The following is a 20,620-nucleotide window of genomic DNA, read 5'->3' on the forward strand; positions in this document are numbered from 1 at the left end:
GTCTCGTGTCCCGGACGCGCTGCAACGCCCCAGCGTTGCTGCGCAGAGCCGGGACCCAGGCCACTACAAATCCTGTGCAAGAGTTTCTGGGCCCCGGCTCAGCAGCGCATCACTGCGTGCTGCGCTGCGTCCGGGGCACGAGCTCGGATCGATCGGAGCACCGCCTTACGTACGACTACGGGTCCGGTAATGGTACGGATTCGCTGGCATTCGCTATTCCGCCATCATCGTTACCGTTGATTCGGACCTCCGCGATCCCCTTTGGATCGGGCCGGCACGTCCTGAGCGAGAAGAGCTCAGCATCGAGATCGATGCACGTTCGCGTGGCGTATTCCTGACCCAAGCATTCCAAAGGATTGATCTTCAATGCACACGATCGTACTGGCCACCCAAAAGGGTGGCAGCGGCAAGAGCACGCTTGCCATCGGCCTCGCGCTCGCCGCCAAGCAGGCCGGCCTCACCGTCCGCCTGATCGAGACCGACCCGCAGGGCACCCTATCCAGCTGGCAGCGCCGCCGCACCACCGAGGATCTCGTCGTCGAGCCGATCTATCACGCCGCCGACATCGCCCCGCGCCTGAAAATGCTGGCCGACAGCGGTCTCCAACTCGCGATCGTCGACACCGCGGCCGGCCTTAGCGCCGCCACCACAGCTGCGATCCGCCATTCCGATCTCTGCCTGATCCCGGCCCGCCCGAGCGTCGCCGACATCGAGGCGACCGCTTCGACGCTCAGCGTCGCGCGCGCCTGGAAGCGCCACTTTGCCTTCGTGCTGAACCAGACCCCGATCCGCGGCCAGCGCATCGACAATGCCGCCAGCACCCTGGCCGAGGAAGCCGCGCTCGATCTTGCCGAGGTGCTCGCGCGTCCGCTGATCGTGATGCGCAACGATCACCAGGACTCACTCGCGAACGGTCTCGCGGTCAGCGAATTCGCGCCGAACGGCAAATCGGCGGACGAGATCCGCGGCCTCTGGCAGTGGATCGAGACCCGGCTCGAACTCTCCGCCACGAGCCATCTGCTGGCCAGCCAGATGATGACGGCTGCGGACGGCATGCTGCATGTCAGCGCCGAGCTTTCGGCGGACAAGACCAAGATACTGGCGTCGTGAGCGGGGCGATCGCTCGGACGGCAACGGGCTCTTCACTATCCGGTTGAAGAGCCCAAGCGACGAAGCAATCCGGCCACCAGCCCGGCCGGGTTGCTTCGCTTCGCGTTTTTTTGGGAAGCTCCATCCATCCGTCATTGCGAGGAGCCCTTGCGACGAAGCAATCCAGGCTATGTCCTCGGAAAGATTCTGGATTGCTTCGCTGAGCCTGTCATCGGCCCGCGCTTCGCGCGGACCCGTTGGCTCGCAATGACGCGCGTGGTGGACTGGTCGCCCTCGTCGGGACTCGACGCCGTTGGACCGCTCGCCTGATCCTCATTTCTGACATTTCGGACACCAGAAGGTCGACCGGCCGTTCTGCGTAAACCGCTTGATCGTGCCGCCGCAGCCCGGCGTCGTGCATTTCTCGCCCTCGCGGTCATAGACCCTAAACGAGTGCTGGAAATAGCCGAGCTCGCCCGAGGTCTGGCGATGATCGCGCAAGCTGGAGCCGCCGGCCTTGATGGCATCGTTCAGCACGGTGTGGATCGCGCCGACCAATCGCTTGGCATGGTCTGTCGGCTCGCCCCCGGCAACGCCCTTGCGTTGTCCGGCCTTGGTCGACAACGTCGCGGCGATCCGGCGCGGCGACAGATGCGAGCGGTGCAGCGCCTCGCAGACATAGATGTTGCCGAGCCCCGCCACCACGCGCTGGTCGAGCAGCGCCGCCTTCAGGCTGGTGGTCTTGCCGGCACAGGACCGCGCCAGCATCGCGGCATCGAACTCGTTGCCGAGCGGCTCGGGACCGAGCCCGCGCAGCAGCGGCTCTTCATCAAGCGCATTGCGCGCAATCACTTTCATGTAACCGAAGCGGCGCGGGTCGTTGAAGACGATGTCGGCGCCCGAGGACATCCGAAACAGCACGTGGTCGTGCGCTGAGTCCTTGCCGCGGCGATAGTGAAACGCGCCGGGCGCGGCATCGTTGTCCGGCTTGATGACGCGGAACGAGCCCGACATGCCCAGATGCATCAGGAGCACGTCGCCGGAGGCGAGATCGGCCATGAGATATTTTGCGCGGCGGCCGAGCCCGGTGACGACCTGCCCCTTGAGCCGCGCCACGAAGTCTGGCTGGAACGGAAAGCGCAAATCCGGCCGCCGGGCCTCGGCGTTGAGGATTTTCGCGCCCTCCATGACGGGCTGAAGGCCGCGGCGGACGGTCTCGACTTCGGGCAATTCAGGCATGGTCGGGCATTCACCTTATGAGGGCGGTGTGATAGCGCCATTGCGGCGGGCGCGCTATGGTCCGCCTCGTGGAGTAGAGTAATGGATCGGCCGGGCGAAACCACGCATTTTGGCTTCAGGGACGTCCCCTTAGGGGACAAGCAGACGCTGGTGAACGATGTGTTTCACAGCGTGGCCTCGCGCTATGATCTGATGAACGACCTAATGTCCGGTGGCCTGCACCGGGTCTGGAAGGACATCATGATCAACGCGCTCGACCCGCCGAGGAGCGGCCGGCCGTTCGCGCTGCTCGACGTCGCCGGCGGCACCGGTGACATCTCGTTCCGCGCCGCCAAGGCGGCAGGATCCGGCTTCCATGCCACCGTCTGCGACATCAACACCGACATGCTGGCGGTCGGCCGCGAGCGCGCCATAAAGCAGCATCTCGAGACCCGGGTTGATTTCGTGGAGGGCAATGCCGAGACGCTCGCCTTCGCCGATCGCAGCTTCGATGCCTATACGATCGCCTTCGGCATCCGCAACGTGCCGCAGATCGACCTTGCGCTACGCGAGGCCTATCGCGTGCTGAAGCCCGGCAGCCGTTTCCTGTGCCTGGAATTCTCGACCGTCGAGATGCCGGGCCTCGATCGCCTCTATGATTTGTTCTCGTTCAAGGTGATCCCGCCGCTTGGCCGCATGGTCACGGGCGACGCCGAGTCCTATCAGTACCTGGTCGAGTCGATCCGCAGGTTTCCAAAGCCGGGCGTCTTCGCCGACATGATTCGCGACGCCGGCTTTTCCCGCGTCAGCTGGCAGACACTCAGCGGCGGCATCGTCGCACTGCATTCAGGCTGGCGTTTGTGATCTCTGCCATTAGCCACATTGCGCGCCTGATCCGCGCCGCGTTCGTGTTCGCGCGCGAGGGCGTGTTCGGCTCGGTCGATCGGAGCCTGGTGCCGCCACCGGGACAGCTCGCGCTGAAGCTGGCGCGGCTCGTCGAGCGGCGCGGCGTCAAGCATGGTCCGCGGATATCGCGCGCCCTCACCCGAATGGGCCCGGCCTACCTCAAGCTCGGGCAGTTCCTGGCAACGCGCCCCGACGTCGTCGGCGTCATCATGGCGCGCGACCTCGAAAGCCTCCAGGACCGCCTGCCGCCGTTTTCGCAAGCCGAAGCGGAAGCTGCGATCACGACCTCGCTGGAACGGCCGCTGACGGATGTATTTGCGAGCTTCGGCCCGCCGGTCGCGGCCGCCTCGATTGCGCAGGTGCATCGCGGCGAGGTCATGCGCGACGGCATCCGCAAGCCGGTCGCGATCAAGGTGCTCCGGCCCAACGTCGCCGCACGTTTCCGCCGCGACCTCTCCGACTTCTTCTTCGTCGCGCACAAGGCCGAAGCCTATTCTTCCGAGGCACGGCGCCTGCGCCTCATCGAAGTCATCAACACCATGTCGCGCTCGGTCGCGATGGAGATGGATCTGCGGCTGGAGGCCGCGGCGCTGTCGGAGATGGCGGAGAACACGCGCGACGACCCTGATTTCCGCGTGCCGATCGTCGACTGGGATCGCACCACGCACAACGTGCTGACGATGGAGTGGATCGACGGCATCGCGCTGAACGATCACAAGCGCCTTTCAGAGGCGCAGGTCGACCTGCCCGATCTCGGCCGCAAGGTGATCCAGAGCTTTTTGCGGCACGCGCTGCGCGACGGCTTCTTCCACGCCGACATGCATCCGGGCAATCTGTTCCTGGATGATACCGGCCGTCTCGTCGCGGTCGATTTCGGCATCATGGGCCGGCTCGGGATGAAGGAGCGGCGCTTCCTCGCCGAGATCCTGCTCGGCTTCATCACCCGCGACTACCGCCGCGTGGCCGAGGTGCATTTCGAGGCGGGCTATGTGCCCGCGCATCATTCGGTCGAGAATTTCGCGCAAGCGATCCGCGCCATCGGCGAGCCGATCCACAACCGCACCGCCGAGGAGATCTCGATGGCGCGGCTGTTGACGCTGCTGCTCGAAGTCACCGGCCTGTTCGACATGAGGACGCGGCCCGAGCTGATCCTGCTGCAAAAGACCATGGTCGTGGTCGAGGGCGTGGCGCGCGGCTTCGATCCCAAGCTCGACATCTGGAAGGTCGCGGACCCCGTGGTGCGCGAATGGATCGAGCGCAATCTCGGGCCGATCGGCCGGGTCCAGGGCGCGCTGGCGGGGACCGGAGACATCGCGCGCGTGCTGATGCGCCTGCCGGAGATCGCCGAGCGGTCGGTGAAGGTGCTGGAGCAGCTCGAGACCATGACGCGGGAGGGCATAGGGCTGTCGCCGGAGAGCATCGCCGCGATGGGCCGCAGCGAGGGCCGCAAGAACCGCGGGCGCACCGTGGCGCTCTGGATCATCGCCGCGACCTTCATCGGCATTCTGATCGCCGTCCGGAATCTATGATTGCACTGCAATCACACAGATGATAGCATCGCTATCATTCCGCGCTGGAGGGCGTCATGGCAAGCCTGACCATCCGCAAGCTCGACGACGCCGTCAAAACCTATCTGCGGCTACGCTCGGCCAAGAATCGCAGGTCGGTCGAGGAAGAGGTCCGGGTTATCCTGCGGGAGCTGATCGAGGGCCGCGAGGAGCCGCTGACGCCGTTTGCGGTGCCGCCTGCGGCAGCCTCAGCCCCGACACCCCAACGTATCAGCGCCGCTCCCGAGGCCAGCGTCACCCTGATCATCGGCGGCGGCATCGCAGCCTACAAGTCGCTCGACCTGATCCGAAGGCTCAAGGAACGGCGCGTCGAGGTCCGCTGCGTGTTGACCAAGGCAGCGCAGCAATTCGTCACGCCGCTGGCGGTGAGCGCACTGTCGCATGAGCGCGTCTACACCGACCTGTTCGACCCCCAGAGCGAGTTCGACGCCGGCCACATTCGCCTCGCGCGCGACTGCGACCTGATCGTGGTGGCGCCGGCGACCGCCGACCTCCTGGCCAAGATGGCGAACGGCCATGCCGACGATCTCGCCAGCGCGATCCTGCTCGCGACCAGTCGCAAGGTGCTGCTGGCGCCGGCGATGAATCCGCTGATGTGGAACAACGCGGCGACGCGCCGCAACGTTGCGCAGCTCCAGCGCGACGGCGTGGTGTTGGTCGGGCCCAATTCCGGCGAGATGGCCGAGGCCGGGGAGGCCGGAACCGGCCGCATGTCGGAGGCGATCGAGATCGCCAATGCCGCCGAGCGGCTGCTGCGACCGCCCGTGCCGCGCCCGCTCGCCGGTAAACGCGTGCTGATCACCGCAGGACCCACGCACGAGCCGATCGATCCGGTGCGCTACATCGCCAATCGCTCTTCCGGCAAGCAGGGCTTTGCCATTGCCGCCGCCGCCCAGGCCGCCGGCGCCGAGGTGATTTTGGTGAGCGGCCCGGTCGATCTCAGCGATCCCCAGGGCGTCACGGTGAAGCATGTGGAATCGGCGCGGCAGATGCTGGAGCAGGTACAGGCCGCGCTCCCCGCCGACATCGCCATCTTCGCCGCCGCCGTCGCCGACTGGCGCGTCGCCAACGAGGGCGAGCAGAAGCTGAAGAAGACCGCAGCCGGCATGCCACCGCTTCAATTGGTCGAAAACCCCGACATCCTCGCCACCATCTCCAAGCTGACCGACAAGCGCCCGCCGCTGGTGATCGGCTTTGCCGCCGAGACCGAGCATCTCATCGACAACGCCAAGTCAAAACTCGCGCGCAAGGGCTGCGACTGGATCGTCGCCAACGACGTCTCGCCGGCCACCGGCGTGATGGGCGGCGACCGCAACACCGTGCACCTCATCAGCCGCAAGAATGGTGAGAAGAACGGCGAGATCGCAGTTGATTCCTGGCCGGTGATGACCAAGGAACAGGTCGCCATCGAACTGGTCGCGCATGTCGCAAGGAGCGTGGCCGACAAATCCCGGGAGCCGGCATCTTGAGCACCAAAGTCACGGTCGAACTGCAACGCCTCGCCCACGCCGAAGGCCTGCCGCTGCCTACCTATCAGACCGCCGAGGCCGCGGGCCTCGATCTGATGGCTGCGGTTCCGGACAGCGAGCCGTTGACGCTTGCGCCCGGCCACTGCGCGCTGGTGCCAACGGGCCTCGCAATCGCATTGCCGCCGGGCCATGAGGCCCAGGTGCGGCCGCGCTCGGGGCTTGCCGCCAAGCACGGCGTCACCGTGCTGAACTCGCCGGGGACGATCGATGCGGACTACCGCGGCGAGATCAAGGTGATCCTGATCAATCACGGCCAAGCCCCCTTCGTGATCAAGCGCGGCGAGCGCATCGCGCAGATGGTGATCGCGCCCGTGGTGCAGGCCGCGCTGGTTCCCGTGGCCACCTTGTCGACAACCGATCGCGGCGCCGGCGGTTTTGGTTCCACCGGTCGCTAGTTCTTCACCTCTCCCGCTTGCGGGAGAGGTCGGCACGGAGTGCCGGGTGAGGGCTCTGTCCTCTGGGGGAATGTCCCATTGTCGAGACACCCTCTCCCCAACCCTCCCCGCAAGCGAGGGAGGGAGCGTACCTTCATCGAGGCAAGCACTCCGCATTGCCCCGCTAACGCGCGACAGCTCCAGCTGAATCACCCGAAGAACTACGTGCGTTGGAACATCGTGCCCGGCATTTTTGGGGGGCCGCCTTTGCGTTCACGATCTGGACTCTTACCGGCGGAGTTGCGGTGAGGGTATTGTCTTTTGATTCGCGCGCGACGGGGGTCGCCGCGCGCAAATCCGTGCGATCTTGGGGCAACTATGTCAGGCGTGATCGTGTCGATGCGTCGGACGCTGTTGTCGTGCACATCGTTGGCGCGCAACGGCTTGTTGGGGAGCGCTTTCGCGGCGCTGCTGCCGGCTGCGCCGGCTGAGGCCGCCGACCTCGTCGATACTCTCTCCATCATGCTGGATTTCAACCGGCAGGAACTCGCGGTGCTCGCCACCGCGCTGGCCCTGCTCGGCTTCTCGGTGGTGGCTGCGATCCTGTTGATGCGCACGCGCGTGCGCACGGCGGACAACGAGGCGCGGCTGCGCGCCCGGATCGGGGAACTGCAACTCCAGGCCGATCGCTTCGGCGCCCTGCTGTTCGCCGAGCCGCAGGTTCTGATCTCCTGGCCGGCCGGCGACAACCGCGCGCAGATCTCCGGCGACATCTCGATGGTGCTGCCGCGCGATTCTTCGCCGCAGCGCGTGCTCGCATTCGGAACCTGGCTGCCGCCGGAACCCGCGCTGCAGATGGATCACGCCGTCGATGCGCTGCGCCAGCACGGCGACGGGTTCCAACTGACGCTGACCACCGCGCACGGCCATACGCTGGAAGCCATCGGCCGCGCCATCGGCGGCCAGGCCATTGTCAGGATTCGCGAACTCTCTGGGCTGCGGCGCGATCTGGCCGAGACCAATCTGCGTTACAAGGCGCTCTCCGACGAGACCGAGATGCTGCGCGGCTTCGCCGCCGCTTCCCCATGGCCGATCTGGGCCAAGGGCGAGAACGGCGCACTGACCTACGCCAACCCCGCCTATGTCCGCGCGACCGAGGCGAACAGCGTCACCGATGCTCAGGAGCGCAAGCTCGAGCTGCTCGACAGCGCCGACCGCACCGCGATGGATCGGGGACTGAAGGACGCGGCCAACTTCAACTCGCGGCTGCCGATCGTGATCGGCGGCGAGCGGCGCATGTATGACGTGCGCGCGGTCAATGTCGGCAGCGGCAGCGTCGGCGTCGCCATCGATGCCAGCGAGGCAGACGCGCTGAGCTCGGCGCTCGTACGCATGGCGGAGGCGCATCGCCGTACGCTCGACCAGCTCTCCTCGGGCGTTGCCGTGTTCGACGGTCAGCGGCGCCTTGCCTTCTACAATGATTCCTACCGGCGGCTGTGGGACCTCGACCGCACCTTCCTCGACGCCAATCCTGATGATTCCAGCGTGCTCGACCAGCTCCGCGCCGCGCGCAAATTGCCGGAGCAGCCGGACTTCCGCGCCTGGAAGGGCAAGCTGCACGAGGCCTACCGCGCGGTCGAGACCGCCAAGGACACCTGGTTCCTGCCCGACGGCCGCGCCCTCTCGGTCGTCACCACGCCGAACCCGGAAGGCGGCGTCACCTATCTGTTCGACGACGTCACCGAGAGCCTCGACCTCGCCCGCCGCTTCGACGGCCTGATCCGCGTGCAGCGCGAGACGCTCGACAGCCTCGCCGAAGGCGTCGCGGTGTTCGGCAGCAATGGCAAGGCGCAGCTGTTCAACCCGGCCTTCGCCCGGATGTGGAAGCTGTCCAGCGATGCCATGCGCGGCGAGCCGCATATCCAGACGGTCGAAGGCTGGTGTCATCAGCTGTTCGACGACCCCGGCGTCTGGCGCCAGATCCGCGAAGCCATCACCTCGATCGAGAACCGCGCCGACATCCCGCTCAAGCTGGAACGCAAGGACGGCAGCGTGCTTCATGGCATGATCCGCCCGCTGCCTGACGGCGCGACCATGTTGACGTTCCAAGACATTACTGACACCGAGAATGTCGAGCGCGCGCTGCGCGAGCGCAACGAGGCGCTGGAGGCTGCCGACCAGATGAAGGTGGATTTCGTCCACCACGTCTCCTACGAGCTGCGCTCGCCGCTCACCACCATCATCGGCTTCGCGCATTTCCTCAGCGATCCCTCAACCGGGCCGCTGACGCCGAAGCAGGCCGAATATCTCGACTACGTCACCAAATCGACCAACGCGCTGCTGGCGCTGACCAACAACATCCTCGATCTCGCCACCATCGACGCCGGCGCGATGAAGCTGGAACTCGGCCCGGTCGACGTCAGCAAGACCATCGAGCTCGCCGCCGAGGGTATCCAGGACCGCCTCGCCACCGACCGCATCCGCCTCAAGGTCGAGATCGCGCCCGACATCGGCAGCTTCATCGGCGACGAGAAGCGCGTGGTGCAGGTGCTCTATAACCTCCTCGCCAACGCCGTCGGGTTTTCTCCACAGGATTCCACCGTCGGCATCAGCGCACGCCGCACCGAACGCAGCGTGGTCTTCACCGTGACAGATTCCGGGCCTGGAATACCGGCCGACATGAAGGACAAGGTGTTCAACTGGTTCGAAAGCCGCTCGCAGGGCTCGCGTCACCGCGGCGCCGGGCTCGGCCTGTCGCTGGTGCGCTCCTTCGTCGAGCTGCATGGCGGCAAGGTGCGGGTGGATTCGATCGTCGGCCGGGGCACGGTCGTGATCTGCGATTTCCCGACCGACCAGGCGGCGCATCGCGACGCCGCCGAATGACCGAACCAACCACATTCTCCGTCGCGCTTCACAACGAGACGGCCACTGCGCAATTGATGGCCGACCTTGCGCTGCTGGTCGGCCCGGGCGATGTCATCACACTCACCGGTGATCTCGGCGCCGGCAAGACCGCGGCGGCGCGCAGCCTGATCCGCTATCTCGCCGGCGACGACGCGCTGGAAGTGCCGAGCCCGACCTTCACGCTGGTGCAGGGCTACGAGCTGCCGCCCTTCCCGGTGATGCATGCCGATCTCTATCGCGTCGAGGACGAGAGCGAGCTCGAGGAGATCGGGCTGTCGCCGCTCCCCGATGCCACCCTCGTTCTGATCGAATGGCCCGAGCGTGCGCCGTCGGCGATGCCGGAAGATCGCATCGACATCGCGCTGACGCACCGGCCGGCGCTGGGCTCGAATGCACGCGCGGCCGACATCACCGGTTACGGCAAGGGCGCCGCGCAGGTCGCGCGGCTGCAGGCGCTGCGCGAATTCCTCGATGCATCCGGCTATATCGACGCGACGCGACGGCGCATGAATGGCGACGCCTCGACGCGCTCCTATGCGCGGCTGCTGCGCGACGACGAGATCGTCATCCTCATGAACTTTCCGCAGCGGCCCGACGGAGCGGCCCTCTACAACGGAAAGTCCTACAGCGCCGCGGTGCATCTCGCCGAGAACGTCAAGCCGTTCGTCGCCATCGACGAAGGCCTGCGCGCGCAAGGAATCTCCGCGCCCGCGATCCATCATTCCGATCTCGATCATGGCTTCCTGATCACCGAAGACTTCGGCAGCGAAGGCGTGATCGAGGGCGATCCGCCGCGCCCGATTGCCGATCGCTACGAGGTTGCGACCGATGTGCTGGCCATGCTGCACGGCAGGACGCTGCCGGAAACCTTGCCGCTGGCCGGCCAGAGCTACGACATCCCCCTTTTCGACACCGAGGCGCTGCTGATCGAGATCGGGTTGATGCCGGAATGGTATCTGCCCGATCGCAACGCGCCGCTGAGCGAGAAGGCGCGCGCGGAGTTTTTCGCGATGTGGCGCGAGCTGCTGAGGAAGCCGCTGGCGGCGCCGCGGACGTGGATCATCCGCGACTATCACTCGCCGAACCTGATCTGGCTTGGCAATCGCAGCGGCATCGAACGCGTCGGCGTGATCGACTTCCAGGACACCGTGCTCGGTCCGCAATCCTACGACGTGGTGTCGCTGCTCCAGGACGCCCGCATCGACGTGCCGGAAAGCCTCGAGCTGACGCTGCTGTCGCGCTACATCAAGGCGCGCCGCGCCGCCGACGCCAGCTTCGATCCGGCCGGCTTCGCCGAGCTCTACGCCATCATGTCGGTGCAGCGAAACACCCGCCTGCTCGGCACCTTCGCCCGGCTCAATCGCCGTGACGGCAAGCCGCATTATCTGCGTCACCAGCCGCGGATCTGGACCTATCTCCAGCGCTCGCTCGCGCATCCCGCGCTCACCCATCTGCGCGAGTGGTATCTCGCCAACGTCCCGCCGCCGCAGCCCTAATCCGGGGCCCGATTTACCGGCCGTTAGCCAAGATGTCGCTATTCTGGCGGCGAGGCAGCCGGATCGTCACGGGGCTGGAGCAAGGGCAGATGGCGACGAAAGCGGATCAGCGCGGAAATAACCGGGTCGTTTTCGAGCGCGGGGTTCCGGCCCAGATGATGGGCATCGACGGCACCTGGCGGCGCGACTGCACCATGGAGGACGTTTCCGAGACCGGCGCCAAGCTGACCATCGACGGCTCGGTCGATGGCCTGCACTTGAAGGAATTCTTTCTCCTGCTGTCGTCGACCGGACTCGCGTACCGGCGCTGCGAGCTGGCCTGGGTCAATGGCGACCAGATCGGCGTCAATTTCCTCAAGCTCGGCGACAAGAAGAAAAAGGCGCGCTCCACAGCCATCGGGGCGTGACGGCAACACTCGTCGTATAACCGTCACGGCGGGCGATTAAGGCGGTTGGGATGCGGTGCGGCGGGCCAAGGCTCATGCTAGGATTGCCGCGAAAGTGAAATAAAGGGATTTGAGAAAGCGAAGAATGTCCGTCAAACCGACCAAAGCCATGGTGCTTGCCGCAGGGTTCGGCCTGCGCATGCGCCCGCTGACGGACAAGATGCCGAAGCCGATGGTGCCGGTGGCTGGCCAGCCGCTGCTCGACCACGTGCTCGACAAGCTCAGTCATGCCGGCGTGACCGAGGCGGTGGTCAACGTGCATTACCTGCCCGATCAAATCATCGATCACACCGCATCGCGCCAATCTCCGCGCGTGATCATCTCCGACGAACGCGACCAGGTGCTCGGCACCGGCGGCGGCGTGGTCAAGGCGCTGCCGCTGCTCGGCGATGCGCCGTTCTTCCACGTCAATTCCGACACGCTGTGGATCGACGGCGTGCGCTCCAACCTGACGCGGCTTGCGGAAAACTTCGACCCCGCGCGCATGGACATTCTGCTCTTGATGGCGCCGACCGCGACCAGCATCGGCTATAGCGGCCGTGGCGATTACGGCATGCTGCCCGACGGCGCCCTGCGCAAGCGCAAGGAGAAAGAGGTCGTTCCGTTCGTCTATGCCGGCGCGGCGATCATGTCGCCCGCGATCTTTGCCGATGCGCCCAAGGGCGAATTCTCACTGACAAAAATGTTCGATCGCGCCAACGAGCAGGAGCGGCTGTTCGGCCTGCGCCTCGACGGCGTCTGGATGCATGTCGGCACGCCTGATGCCGTGCATGCGGCGGAAGAGGCGTTTCTGGAGAGCGTGGCGTAAGCCGCAGCTCGTGACCCGGACGCGGTGCCGTAGGGTGGGCAAAGCGAAGCGTGCCCACCTCCCAAGCTGAAACTCTGTGAAAGACGTGGTGGGCACGGCGCAAGCGCGCCTTTGCCCACCCTTGTATTAGCCTGATCGGTTATATTGAACCGTTCCGTGAGGAATGGCCCAGCCCGGGTAGCCGCCCGAGCTGGGTCGCCGTTCGATCGGATCGGTACCCACCGAAGCCTTGAGGGCTGTCTGACGTAGCGAGATCGCGATCGGCACTTCATCGGGACCCGAATGGTTGAACGAACTTAAGGTTCGCATAACAAGGGAGGGATCGACGAAGATGGCCAAGCATAGCACGATCTGTGCCGGGATCGATACCGGCAAACGGAAGCTCGATGTGGCGATCGAGGGCCGCGGCGAGCAGTTGCAGGTGAAGAACACGGCGGAAGGCCATGAGGCTTGCTGACGTGGCTGCGACAGCAGCGCGTCAAACGCATCGGCATCGAGGCGAGTGGCGGTTACGAACAGCCTGTCGTCGCCGAACTGCGACGCAAGGGGTTTGTGGTTGTGGTGTTTCAGCCGGCTCAGGTCCGGGGCTATGCCAAATTCCACTTGCAGCGAGCCAAGAACGATAAGATCGATGCCGCCCTTATCGCAGCTTGCACCGCAGCGGTGCGGAAGATCCATGCCGCTCCCGATCCTCGGTTGCTGCCATTCGCCGAGCAACTGACCATGATCGATCAGATCGGTGAGGATATTGCGCGCCTCAAGAACAGGATCGAGAGCTGCCGTAATGTGGCGATTAACCAGCTCTGGCGCAAAGATATCACTCGTCTGGAGCAACGTGAGAGGGCCGCACTCAAGGCTCTGGTCGCCTCGCTCCGCGAGCATCCCGACCTTGCCAAGAGGCTTGCGCTGATCAACAGCGTCGACGGCATCGGGCTGCCGACCGCCGTTGCCATCCTGGTGCGTCTGCCAGAGATCGGCCGGATCACGCGGGAGCAAGCTGTCGCTCTCGCCGGGCTGGCGCCCTATGACGACGACAGCGGCGACCAGGTCGGGGTGCGGCATATCGAGGGCGGACGCAAGCGGCTGCGTCGCGCCCTTTATACGGCTTCACTGGCTGCATCGTTTCGATGGAACCCGCAGCTGATCCAGCTCTACCAGAGGCTGACCGCAGCCGGAAAGGAACACAAGCGCGCGCTCGTTGCCTGCGCCAGGAAGATGCTGATCTTCGCCAACACGGTGGTGGCCCGCGGTACCGCCGTGGTGCGGCGAACCGCCGGTAGGATCACTTTCTGCTTCTTAGTTCGACCGGGACGCGCTTCTTCGTCCCGACCTACGGCCCCTCATGACGTCGCGCGCAGCGTCCGTCAAGGATGGCCGTCGCTCGCTCGAACCTCACATGGTCTGTTGCCAGGCCACGCCTTGACGGACGCGAGCACGGCGTCATCATGGCAGGCGCAGACGAGCCACCATTCTAATGGTTGCTACGAGACCTGCGTCCGGGGCACGAGAGCGGTGATGCCGCGAACAGCGGGGAAGACCTCGCCCACACCCATGACCATTTGAGCTCGCCTCCCTATATTGGCGCCTGATTCCCGAATCAGGCAGCCCATGCGCGTTTTCAGCGTTCCCATCTCAGTTCCGTTCCTGCGCACGGTCGTCGCGGCCCTGCTCGACGGTCGGCTCGTCGATGGCTTCGAGGCGCGTAAGGAGCCGGCGCGGCTTGCCGATGCCACGCTGTATCTGCCGACCCGGCGCGCGATGCGCGTGGTGCGCGAGATCTTCCTCGATGAGATGAGGGCGGACGCGGTGGTGCTGCCGCGCATCGTCGCGCTCGGTGACATCGATGAGGACGAGCTCGCCTTCGCCGACGAGGGCGAGCAGTTTTCAGGTGCAACACCTCTCGACATTCCGCCGCGGCTGGGTGAGCTCGAACGGCGGCTGACGCTGGCGCAGCTCGTGGCGGCCTGGGCCAAGGGCCCGGTGCTGGCGCCGCTGGTGGTTGGCGGCCCAGCTTCGACACTGGCGCTGGCGTCCGATCTTGCACGGCTGATCGACGACATGGTGACGCGCGGCGTCGACTGGAGCGCGCTCGATGGGCTCGTGCCTGATAACCTCGACCGCTACTGGCAGCACTCGCTCGAATTCTTGCGCATCGCGCGCATTGCCTGGCCCAGCCATCTCGCCGAGATCAAGCGGATCGAGCCAGCGGCGCGACGCGATCTCCTGATCGCGGCGGAAGCCAGGCGGTTGACCGCGCATCCGAGCGGGCCGGTGATCGCGGCCGGTTCGACCGGCTCGATGCCGGCCACCGCAAAATTCCTCCATGCGGTCGCATCGCTGCCACATGGCGCCGTGGTGCTGCCGGGCCTCGACACCGATCTCGACGATGACGCCTGGCGCACCATCGGCGGCGTGCGCGATGCGCTCGGCAAATTCGCGGAGCATCCGGCCTCCAACCATCCGCAATATGCCATGCACGCGCTGTTGCAGCGTTTTGGCATCAAGCGCAGTGACGTCGAGATTCTCCAGCCGCCGGCGGAAGGCGGCCGCGATCTGCTCGCGTCGGAATCGATGCGACCTTCGGCCAAGACGGAAGTTTGGCATGACCGGCTGAAGCAGCCGGATGTCGCCGCAAAGATCGCCGGCGGCATGAAGAATCTTGCGGTCGTGGAAGCTCCCAATCCTGAAATGGAAGCCCTCGCGATCGCGATCGCGATGCGCGAGGCGCGGCACCTCGACAAATCGGCGGCACTGGTGACGCCCGATCGCGCGCTGGCGCGGCGGGTGATGGCTGCGCTGACGCGATGGGATCTCGCCTTCGACGATTCCGGCGGCGACGTGTTGATGGAAACATCGGCCGGCGTCTTCGCCCGCCTTGCGGCAGAGGCGGCGACCAAGGGCCTGGAGCCGCCGACGCTTTTGGCGATGCTGAAGCATCCGCTGTGCCGGCTCGGCCGTGCGCCCAGTGCGTGGAAGGCAGCGATCGAGGGCCTCGAACTAGCGGTCTTGCGCGGCACGCGCCCACCCGCAGGCACGGCCGGCCTCCTGCGCGAATTCAACCGCTTTCGCGACGAGCTGGCAAAACTGTGGCGCAGCGAAGTCTCCGCGCTCCATAAGGCCGAGCCGCGCGCGCGGCTCAAGGCCGAGGACCTCGACCGCATCCAGGCGCTGATCGATTTCTTGCAAAAAGCATTGGCGCCGATCGAGAGCCTGGCCTCGTCAAGACCGTATGACTTCGCCGAGCTCGCGCACCGGCATCGCGAGATCATGATCGAGCTGTCGCGCGACGAGCAGGGCATTCCGCTCGCTTTCGAGGAGCGCGAAGGCCTCGCCCTCGCCAGCGCCTTCGACGACCTGCTGCGCGCCGGCACGACCAGCGGGCTGATGGTGCCGTTGCCTGACTATCCCGATGTCTTCCAGACCGCGTTCGGCGATCGCGCGGTGCGGCGGCGCGACAGGCCGGGCGCCCGGCTGCAAATCTACGGCCCCCTGGAATCGCGCCTGATGCAGGCCGACCGTATCATCATTGGCGGCCTGATCGAGGGCGTCTGGCCACCGGCGCCGCGGATTGATCCCTGGCTCAGCCGGCCGATGCGGCACGAGCTCGGTCTCGACCTGCCGGAGCGCCGCATCGGCCTCTCCGCGCACGACTTTGCGCAATTGCTCGGCGGCGACGAGGTGATCCTCACCCATTCCGCCAAGGCCGGCGGCGCGCCGGCGGTGGCGTCGCGCTTCCTGCACCGGCTCGAGGCGGTGGCGGGCGATGATCTCTGGAAGGCGGCAGTTCGCGCCGGCGAGAAATACGTGCAGTTCGCCGGCGCAATGGACCAGCCCGACGAGGTCAGGCCGATCAAGCAGCCCGAGCCGCGACCTCCGCGCGCGACGCGGCCGACAAGCATGTCAGTCACTGCCATCGAGGACTGGCTGCGCGATCCCTACACGATCTACGCAAAGTTCATCTTGCGTCTCGCTGCGCTTGATCCGGTCGACATGCCACTCTCGGCCGCCGATCGCGGCTCGGCGATCCATGATGCACTCGGCGAGTTCACGGAAACCTATGCGGCACGCCTGCCCGACGATCCCGCCCGCGTTCTGCGGGCAATCGGCGAGAAGTATTTTGCGCCCCTGATGGAGCGCCCCGAGGCGCGGGCACTGTGGTGGCCGCGCTTCCAGCGCATCGCGCGCTGGTTCGGTGAATGGGAGACGGCGCGGCGCGATGCGATCGAGGCCATCACGGCGGAGACCCACGGCGAGATCTCGATCGTGCTCGATCATCAGCGTAGCTTCCGCCTCTCTGCGCGCGCGGACCGCATCGAGCGCCGCAAGGGCGGCTTCTATGCCATCCTCGACTACAAAACCGGGCAGCCGCCAAGCGACAAGCAGGTCCGCATGGGCCTGTCACCGCAGCTGACGCTGGAAGCCGCGATCCTGCGCGAAGGCGGCTTTCCCGACATCCACGCCGGTGCGTCGGTCAGCCAGCTCGTCTATGTCCGCCTGAGCGGCAACAATCCGGCCGGGGAAGAGCGCATCCTCCAGCTCAAGGTAAACAAAGGTGACGAGCCAATTCCGCCGGACACTGCCGCCGCCGACGCCAGAGCCAAATTGGAGGCGCTGATTCGCGCCTTCGAGGACGAGAACCAGCCGTACACCTCGCTGAACCTGCCGATGTGGGCGAACCGCTACGGCACCTATGACGATCTTGCCCGGATCAAGGAATGGTCTGCGGCCGGTGGATTGGGGATCGAGGAATGGTGAAGGCGCCGCGCCCCATCCCCGACGAGGTGCGCGCGCGGCAGGCGCGCGCATCCGATCCGACCGCCTCCGCTTTCGTGTCGGCCAATGCCGGCTCGGGCAAGACGCATGTGCTGGTGCAGCGTGTCATCCGGCTGCTGCTGTCGGGCGTGCCGCCGGAAAAGATCCTCTGCATCACCTTCACCAAGGCCGCCGCTGCCAACATGGCCGAGCGCGTATTCACCACGCTCGGCCATTGGGTGACGCTGGATGATGCCGGGCTCGATGCAGCCATCCGCGCCGTCGGCATTCCTCACCCCAGCGCAAAACTGCGACGCGAGGCGCGAAAGCTGTTTGCCTGTGCGCTGGAAACGCCGGGCGGGTTGAAGGTGCAGACCATCCACGCGCTCTGCACCCGCTTGCTTCAGCAATTCCCGTTCGAGGCCAACGTGCCCGCGCGCTTTGCCGTGATCGACGAACGCGATCAGACCGACATGATGGAGCGCGCCAATCTGAAGGTGCTGCTCGACGCCGCGCGTGATCCGGAGAGCGTCACAGGCCGCGCGCTGTTGACGGCGATGGCGAACGCCGCCGACGTCACCTTCAAGGAGGTCGTGCGCGAAGCGTGCCTCAGCCGCGATCATTTCATGGCCTGGACCGACGAGGCCGGCAATGCCGAAGCCGCTGCGGCGCAGATGGCCGCGGTGCTGGGCGTCGACGCCGGCGACCGCATCGAGGACGTCGAGACGGAGATTCTCGACGGTCCGTTCCTGCCGCGATCGCGCTGGGACGATATCGCCTTCGCGCTTGAGGACGGCAGCAAATCGGACAACGACCAGGCCGGCCGGCTCCGCGAAGCAAAAGTCTTTTCCGGCGGCGCTCAGGTCGATGCCTATCTCTGCGTCTTCCTCACCGACGACAAGCTGCCGCGCAAGGCCGTGCTGACCAAGAAGTTTTGCGATCACAACCCGTCCGTCGCCCGCCTGTTCGAGGCCGAGGCGCAGCGGCTCGGTGGGCTGGTCGAGAAGCGCCGCGCGGTGACCATGCGTGACCGCACCGCGGCCCTGCTGCATATCGCGACCGCGGCGGCCGCAAACTACCGCCGCGAGAAGCAGGAGCGCGGGCTGCTCGACTATGACGACCTCATCGACAAGACGCTGGCGATGCTGGACCGCGTCTCCTCGGGCTGGGTGCATTACAAGCTCGACCGCGGCGTCGATCACGTTTTGATCGACGAGGCCCAGGACACCAGCCCGCGGCAATGGGACATCGTTGCGCACATCATCTCCGAATTCACCGCAGGCGAAGGCGCGCGCGAAGGGCTGAACCGCACCGTGTTCGCGGTCGGCGACGAGAAGCAGTCGATCTTCTCGTTCCAGGGCGCAGCGCCCCGCGAATTCGACGCGCGCCGGCGCGAGCTGCACCGCAAATTCACCGCGGCCGGGCTGAAGTTCGATCCGGTCGCCTTCACCTATTCGTTCCGCTCGGGCGCCGCGATCCTGCACTCGGTCGATCACGTCTTCCGCGATCCCCAGATCTACAAGAGCATCCACTCGGTCGAGATCGGCCATCCCCTGCACAATGCGCTCGCCGATGCAGGCCCGAGCGTGATCGAGCTGTGGGACCTCGCGGAGGCCGACGAGCGACAGGACATCGAGGGCTGGCGTGCGCCCTTTGACGGCGTCGCCGTCACCAGTCCCGAAGTAAAACTCGCGCGCCGCATCCAGGCCGAGATCAAGCACCTGGTCGAGAGCGGCACGCTGACGGGGCACGAAGGCGAACGGCGGCCGCTGCGCTATGGCGACATGCTGATCCTGGTGCGGCGGCGCGGTAACGCATTCGATGCCGTGATCCAGGCGCTGAAGCACGCTGGCGTCCCGGTCGCCGGCGCCGACCGGCTCAAGCTGACCGAGCACATCGCCATCATCGACCTGATGAACCTTGCGGACGCGCTGCTGCTGCCGCAGGACGATCTCGCGCTCGCGGTGGCGCTGAAGAGCCCGCTGTTCGGGCTCGATGACGACGACCTGTTCACGCTTGCCTGGGACCGCAAGGGATCGCTGCGCCGCGCGCTGGGCGAACATGCGGACACAAGCGAGAAGTTCGCCACGGCATTGCGGCGCCTGGAAGCCTGCGAGATGCGCGCGCGCGAGGAGACGCCGTTCGCGTTCTACGCTTGGCTGCTCGGCGGCGATGGCGGCCGCGCACGCATCCTGCGCCGTCTCGGGCACGAAGCCAACGACGCGCTCGACGAGTTCCTGGAGCTGGCGCTGAACTATGAGCGCAAGGCGCCGGCCTCGCTGCAGGGCTTCATGGCCTGGCTGCGTTCGGCCGACACCGAGGTGAAGCGCGACATGGAGATCTCGCGCGACGAGGTGCGGGTGATGACCGTGCACGGCGCCAAGGGTCTGGAGGCTTCCGTCGTATTCATGGTGGACACGACATCCTCGCCCGCGGATTCGCAGCGGCTGCGGCTAATTCACGTGCCGCGCGGCAATGGCGGCGAGGTGGTGGTCTGGGCCGGCCGTAAGGCCGACGATCCCAAGCCGGTCGCCGAGGCGCGCAAGGCCATGCTCGAGGAGACCGAGGACGAATATCGCCGCCTGCTCTATGTCGCGATGACGCGCGCCGCGGACCGGTTGATTGTCGGCGGCTGCATGCCCGGCAATATGAGGACCGTCCGCAAGCTGAGCTGGTACGATCTGGTCGATACCGGCCTCGCCGGCTCGGACCTGGACAAGCAGATCATCGAGACGCCGCTCGGCAAGGTGACGCGATTCGCCCGACCGGAAGACGTCGCGGCGCTGGGCGCGCCGGCGACGTCCGTGGACCAGACAATTGCTTTGCCGGACTGGCTGCGAGCGCCGGCCCCGCGCGAGATTATCGACGAGGATCCCGTGCGCCCCTCGGGCCAGTCGGCCGAAGAGGGCCGCCGCGTGCGCACCGGCGAATCGGTGCAGTCCCGCGCGCTGGCGCTGCAACGCGGCACGCTGGTGCACCGGCTGCTGCAATCCCTGCCCGACATCGCCGCCGAGCGCCGGCGCGAGGCCGCACGCGACTTCATGGCGCGCAATGCCTCGGACTGGCCCGAGGCCGACCGCACCGCACTGGCCGACAAGGTGCTCGCCTTGATCGCTGAGCCGCGCTTCGCCCCGGTCTTTGCCGCCGGCAGCCGGGCCGAAGTCGCCATCGTCGGTAAATTGGAGCGGCCGGAGCGCACCCCGGCGCTGGTGTCGGGGCAGATCGACCGGCTGGTCGTTCGCCCCGAGGAGGTCCTGATCGTCGATTTCAAGACCAACCAGGCGGCACCCAGAAGCGCGGCCGAGGCTTCCGCCGCCTATGTCCGGCAGCTCGCGCTGTACCGGGCGGTGCTATCGAGGCTTTATCCCCAAAAGCCGATCCGCGCCGTCCTGCTCTGGACCGAGGCCCTTGAATATATGGAGATTTCAGCCCCCGCGCTGGACGCGGCGCTGGCATCCCTTCATCTCGGTGTGAGCGTCCTTGACCCGGCAAGGAGCCGTTCATAGGTTGACCCCATGATCCCGGGCGCG

General features: G+C 66.2%; 14 protein-coding genes. 13 read left to right on the forward strand and 1 reads right to left on the reverse strand.

Annotation, left to right across the window (positions count from 1 at the left end; all coding sequences use genetic code 11):
- Window positions 1–366 precede the first annotated feature (366 nt).
- On the forward strand, window positions 367–1,110 hold the full coding sequence (locus tag ACR9YP_RS04385) for a nucleotide-binding protein (protein WP_474219080.1): 744 nt from the start codon (window positions 367–369) through the stop codon (window positions 1,108–1,110).
- 312 nt (window positions 1,111–1,422) lie between these two features.
- Here ACR9YP_RS04385 and mutM read toward each other — a convergent pair whose 3' ends face one another.
- Window positions 1,423–2,328 (reverse strand): bifunctional DNA-formamidopyrimidine glycosylase/DNA-(apurinic or apyrimidinic site) lyase, encoded by a 906-nt coding sequence (mutM, locus tag ACR9YP_RS04390; protein WP_438103829.1) that lies wholly within the window; start codon window positions 2,326–2,328, stop codon window positions 1,423–1,425.
- 81 nt (window positions 2,329–2,409) lie between these two features.
- Between mutM and ubiE the strand changes: the two genes are divergently transcribed.
- The 12 genes from ubiE to addA all read left to right on the forward strand — a co-directional run bounded on the left by ubiE (window position 2,410) and on the right by addA (window position 20,596).
- Window positions 2,410–3,171 carry a bifunctional demethylmenaquinone methyltransferase/2-methoxy-6-polyprenyl-1,4-benzoquinol methylase UbiE gene (gene ubiE, locus ACR9YP_RS04395; protein ID WP_438103828.1) on the forward strand — a complete coding sequence of 254 codons (762 nt, stop codon included), beginning with the start codon at window positions 2,410–2,412 and terminating at the stop codon, window positions 3,169–3,171.
- The gene (gene ubiB / locus ACR9YP_RS04400; RefSeq protein WP_438103826.1) at window positions 3,168–4,742 is read left to right on the forward strand and encodes a 2-polyprenylphenol 6-hydroxylase; all 1,575 of its coding nucleotides are present in this window, start codon (window positions 3,168–3,170) and stop codon (window positions 4,740–4,742) included. The genes ubiE and ubiB overlap by 4 nt, the downstream gene beginning before the upstream one ends.
- 56 nt (window positions 4,743–4,798) lie before the next feature.
- A complete protein-coding gene (gene coaBC / locus ACR9YP_RS04405; RefSeq protein WP_474219082.1) occupies window positions 4,799–6,250 on the forward strand; it encodes a bifunctional phosphopantothenoylcysteine decarboxylase/phosphopantothenate--cysteine ligase CoaBC in 1,452 nt (483 codons plus the stop codon).
- Window positions 6,247–6,705: a dUTP diphosphatase gene (gene dut / locus ACR9YP_RS04410; RefSeq protein WP_438103823.1), complete on the forward strand. Its 459-nt coding sequence runs from the start codon at window positions 6,247–6,249 to the stop codon at window positions 6,703–6,705. Before coaBC ends, dut begins: the two co-directional genes overlap by 4 nt.
- Window positions 6,706–7,062: 357 nt before the next feature.
- Complete coding sequence (locus tag ACR9YP_RS04415) at window positions 7,063–9,567, forward strand: PAS domain-containing sensor histidine kinase (RefSeq protein ID WP_474219083.1); 2,505 nt, start codon at window positions 7,063–7,065, stop codon at window positions 9,565–9,567.
- Window positions 9,564–11,084, forward strand: a complete 1,521-nt coding sequence (gene tsaE, locus ACR9YP_RS04420) for a tRNA (adenosine(37)-N6)-threonylcarbamoyltransferase complex ATPase subunit type 1 TsaE (protein WP_474219084.1) — start codon at window positions 9,564–9,566, stop codon at window positions 11,082–11,084. Before ACR9YP_RS04415 ends, tsaE begins: the two co-directional genes overlap by 4 nt.
- Window positions 11,085–11,173: 89 nt before the next feature.
- Window positions 11,174–11,491 (forward strand): PilZ domain-containing protein, encoded by a 318-nt coding sequence (locus ACR9YP_RS04425; RefSeq protein ID WP_438103820.1) that lies wholly within the window; start codon window positions 11,174–11,176, stop codon window positions 11,489–11,491.
- A 124-nt stretch (window positions 11,492–11,615) separates the two neighbouring features.
- Complete coding sequence (locus ACR9YP_RS04430) at window positions 11,616–12,338, forward strand: nucleotidyltransferase family protein (protein WP_091882291.1); 723 nt, start codon at window positions 11,616–11,618, stop codon at window positions 12,336–12,338.
- A gap of 331 nt (window positions 12,339–12,669) precedes the next feature.
- On the forward strand, window positions 12,670–12,795 hold the full coding sequence (locus tag ACR9YP_RS04435; RefSeq protein WP_438103818.1) for a hypothetical protein: 126 nt from the start codon (window positions 12,670–12,672) through the stop codon (window positions 12,793–12,795).
- A complete protein-coding gene (locus ACR9YP_RS04440; protein ID WP_474219086.1) occupies window positions 12,789–13,901 on the forward strand; it encodes a transposase in 1,113 nt (370 codons plus the stop codon). The genes ACR9YP_RS04435 and ACR9YP_RS04440 overlap by 7 nt, the downstream gene beginning before the upstream one ends.
- Before the next feature lie 45 nt (window positions 13,902–13,946).
- Window positions 13,947–17,093 (forward strand): double-strand break repair protein AddB, encoded by a 3,147-nt coding sequence (addB, locus tag ACR9YP_RS04445; protein ID WP_438103817.1) that lies wholly within the window; start codon window positions 13,947–13,949, stop codon window positions 17,091–17,093.
- On the forward strand, window positions 17,087–20,596 hold the full coding sequence (gene addA, locus ACR9YP_RS04450) for a double-strand break repair helicase AddA (protein WP_474219087.1): 3,510 nt from the start codon (window positions 17,087–17,089) through the stop codon (window positions 20,594–20,596). The genes addB and addA overlap by 7 nt, the downstream gene beginning before the upstream one ends.
- The last annotated feature ends 24 nt before the right edge of the window (window positions 20,597–20,620 follow it).

The organism is Bradyrhizobium sp. BR14999 (assembly GCF_056106085.1).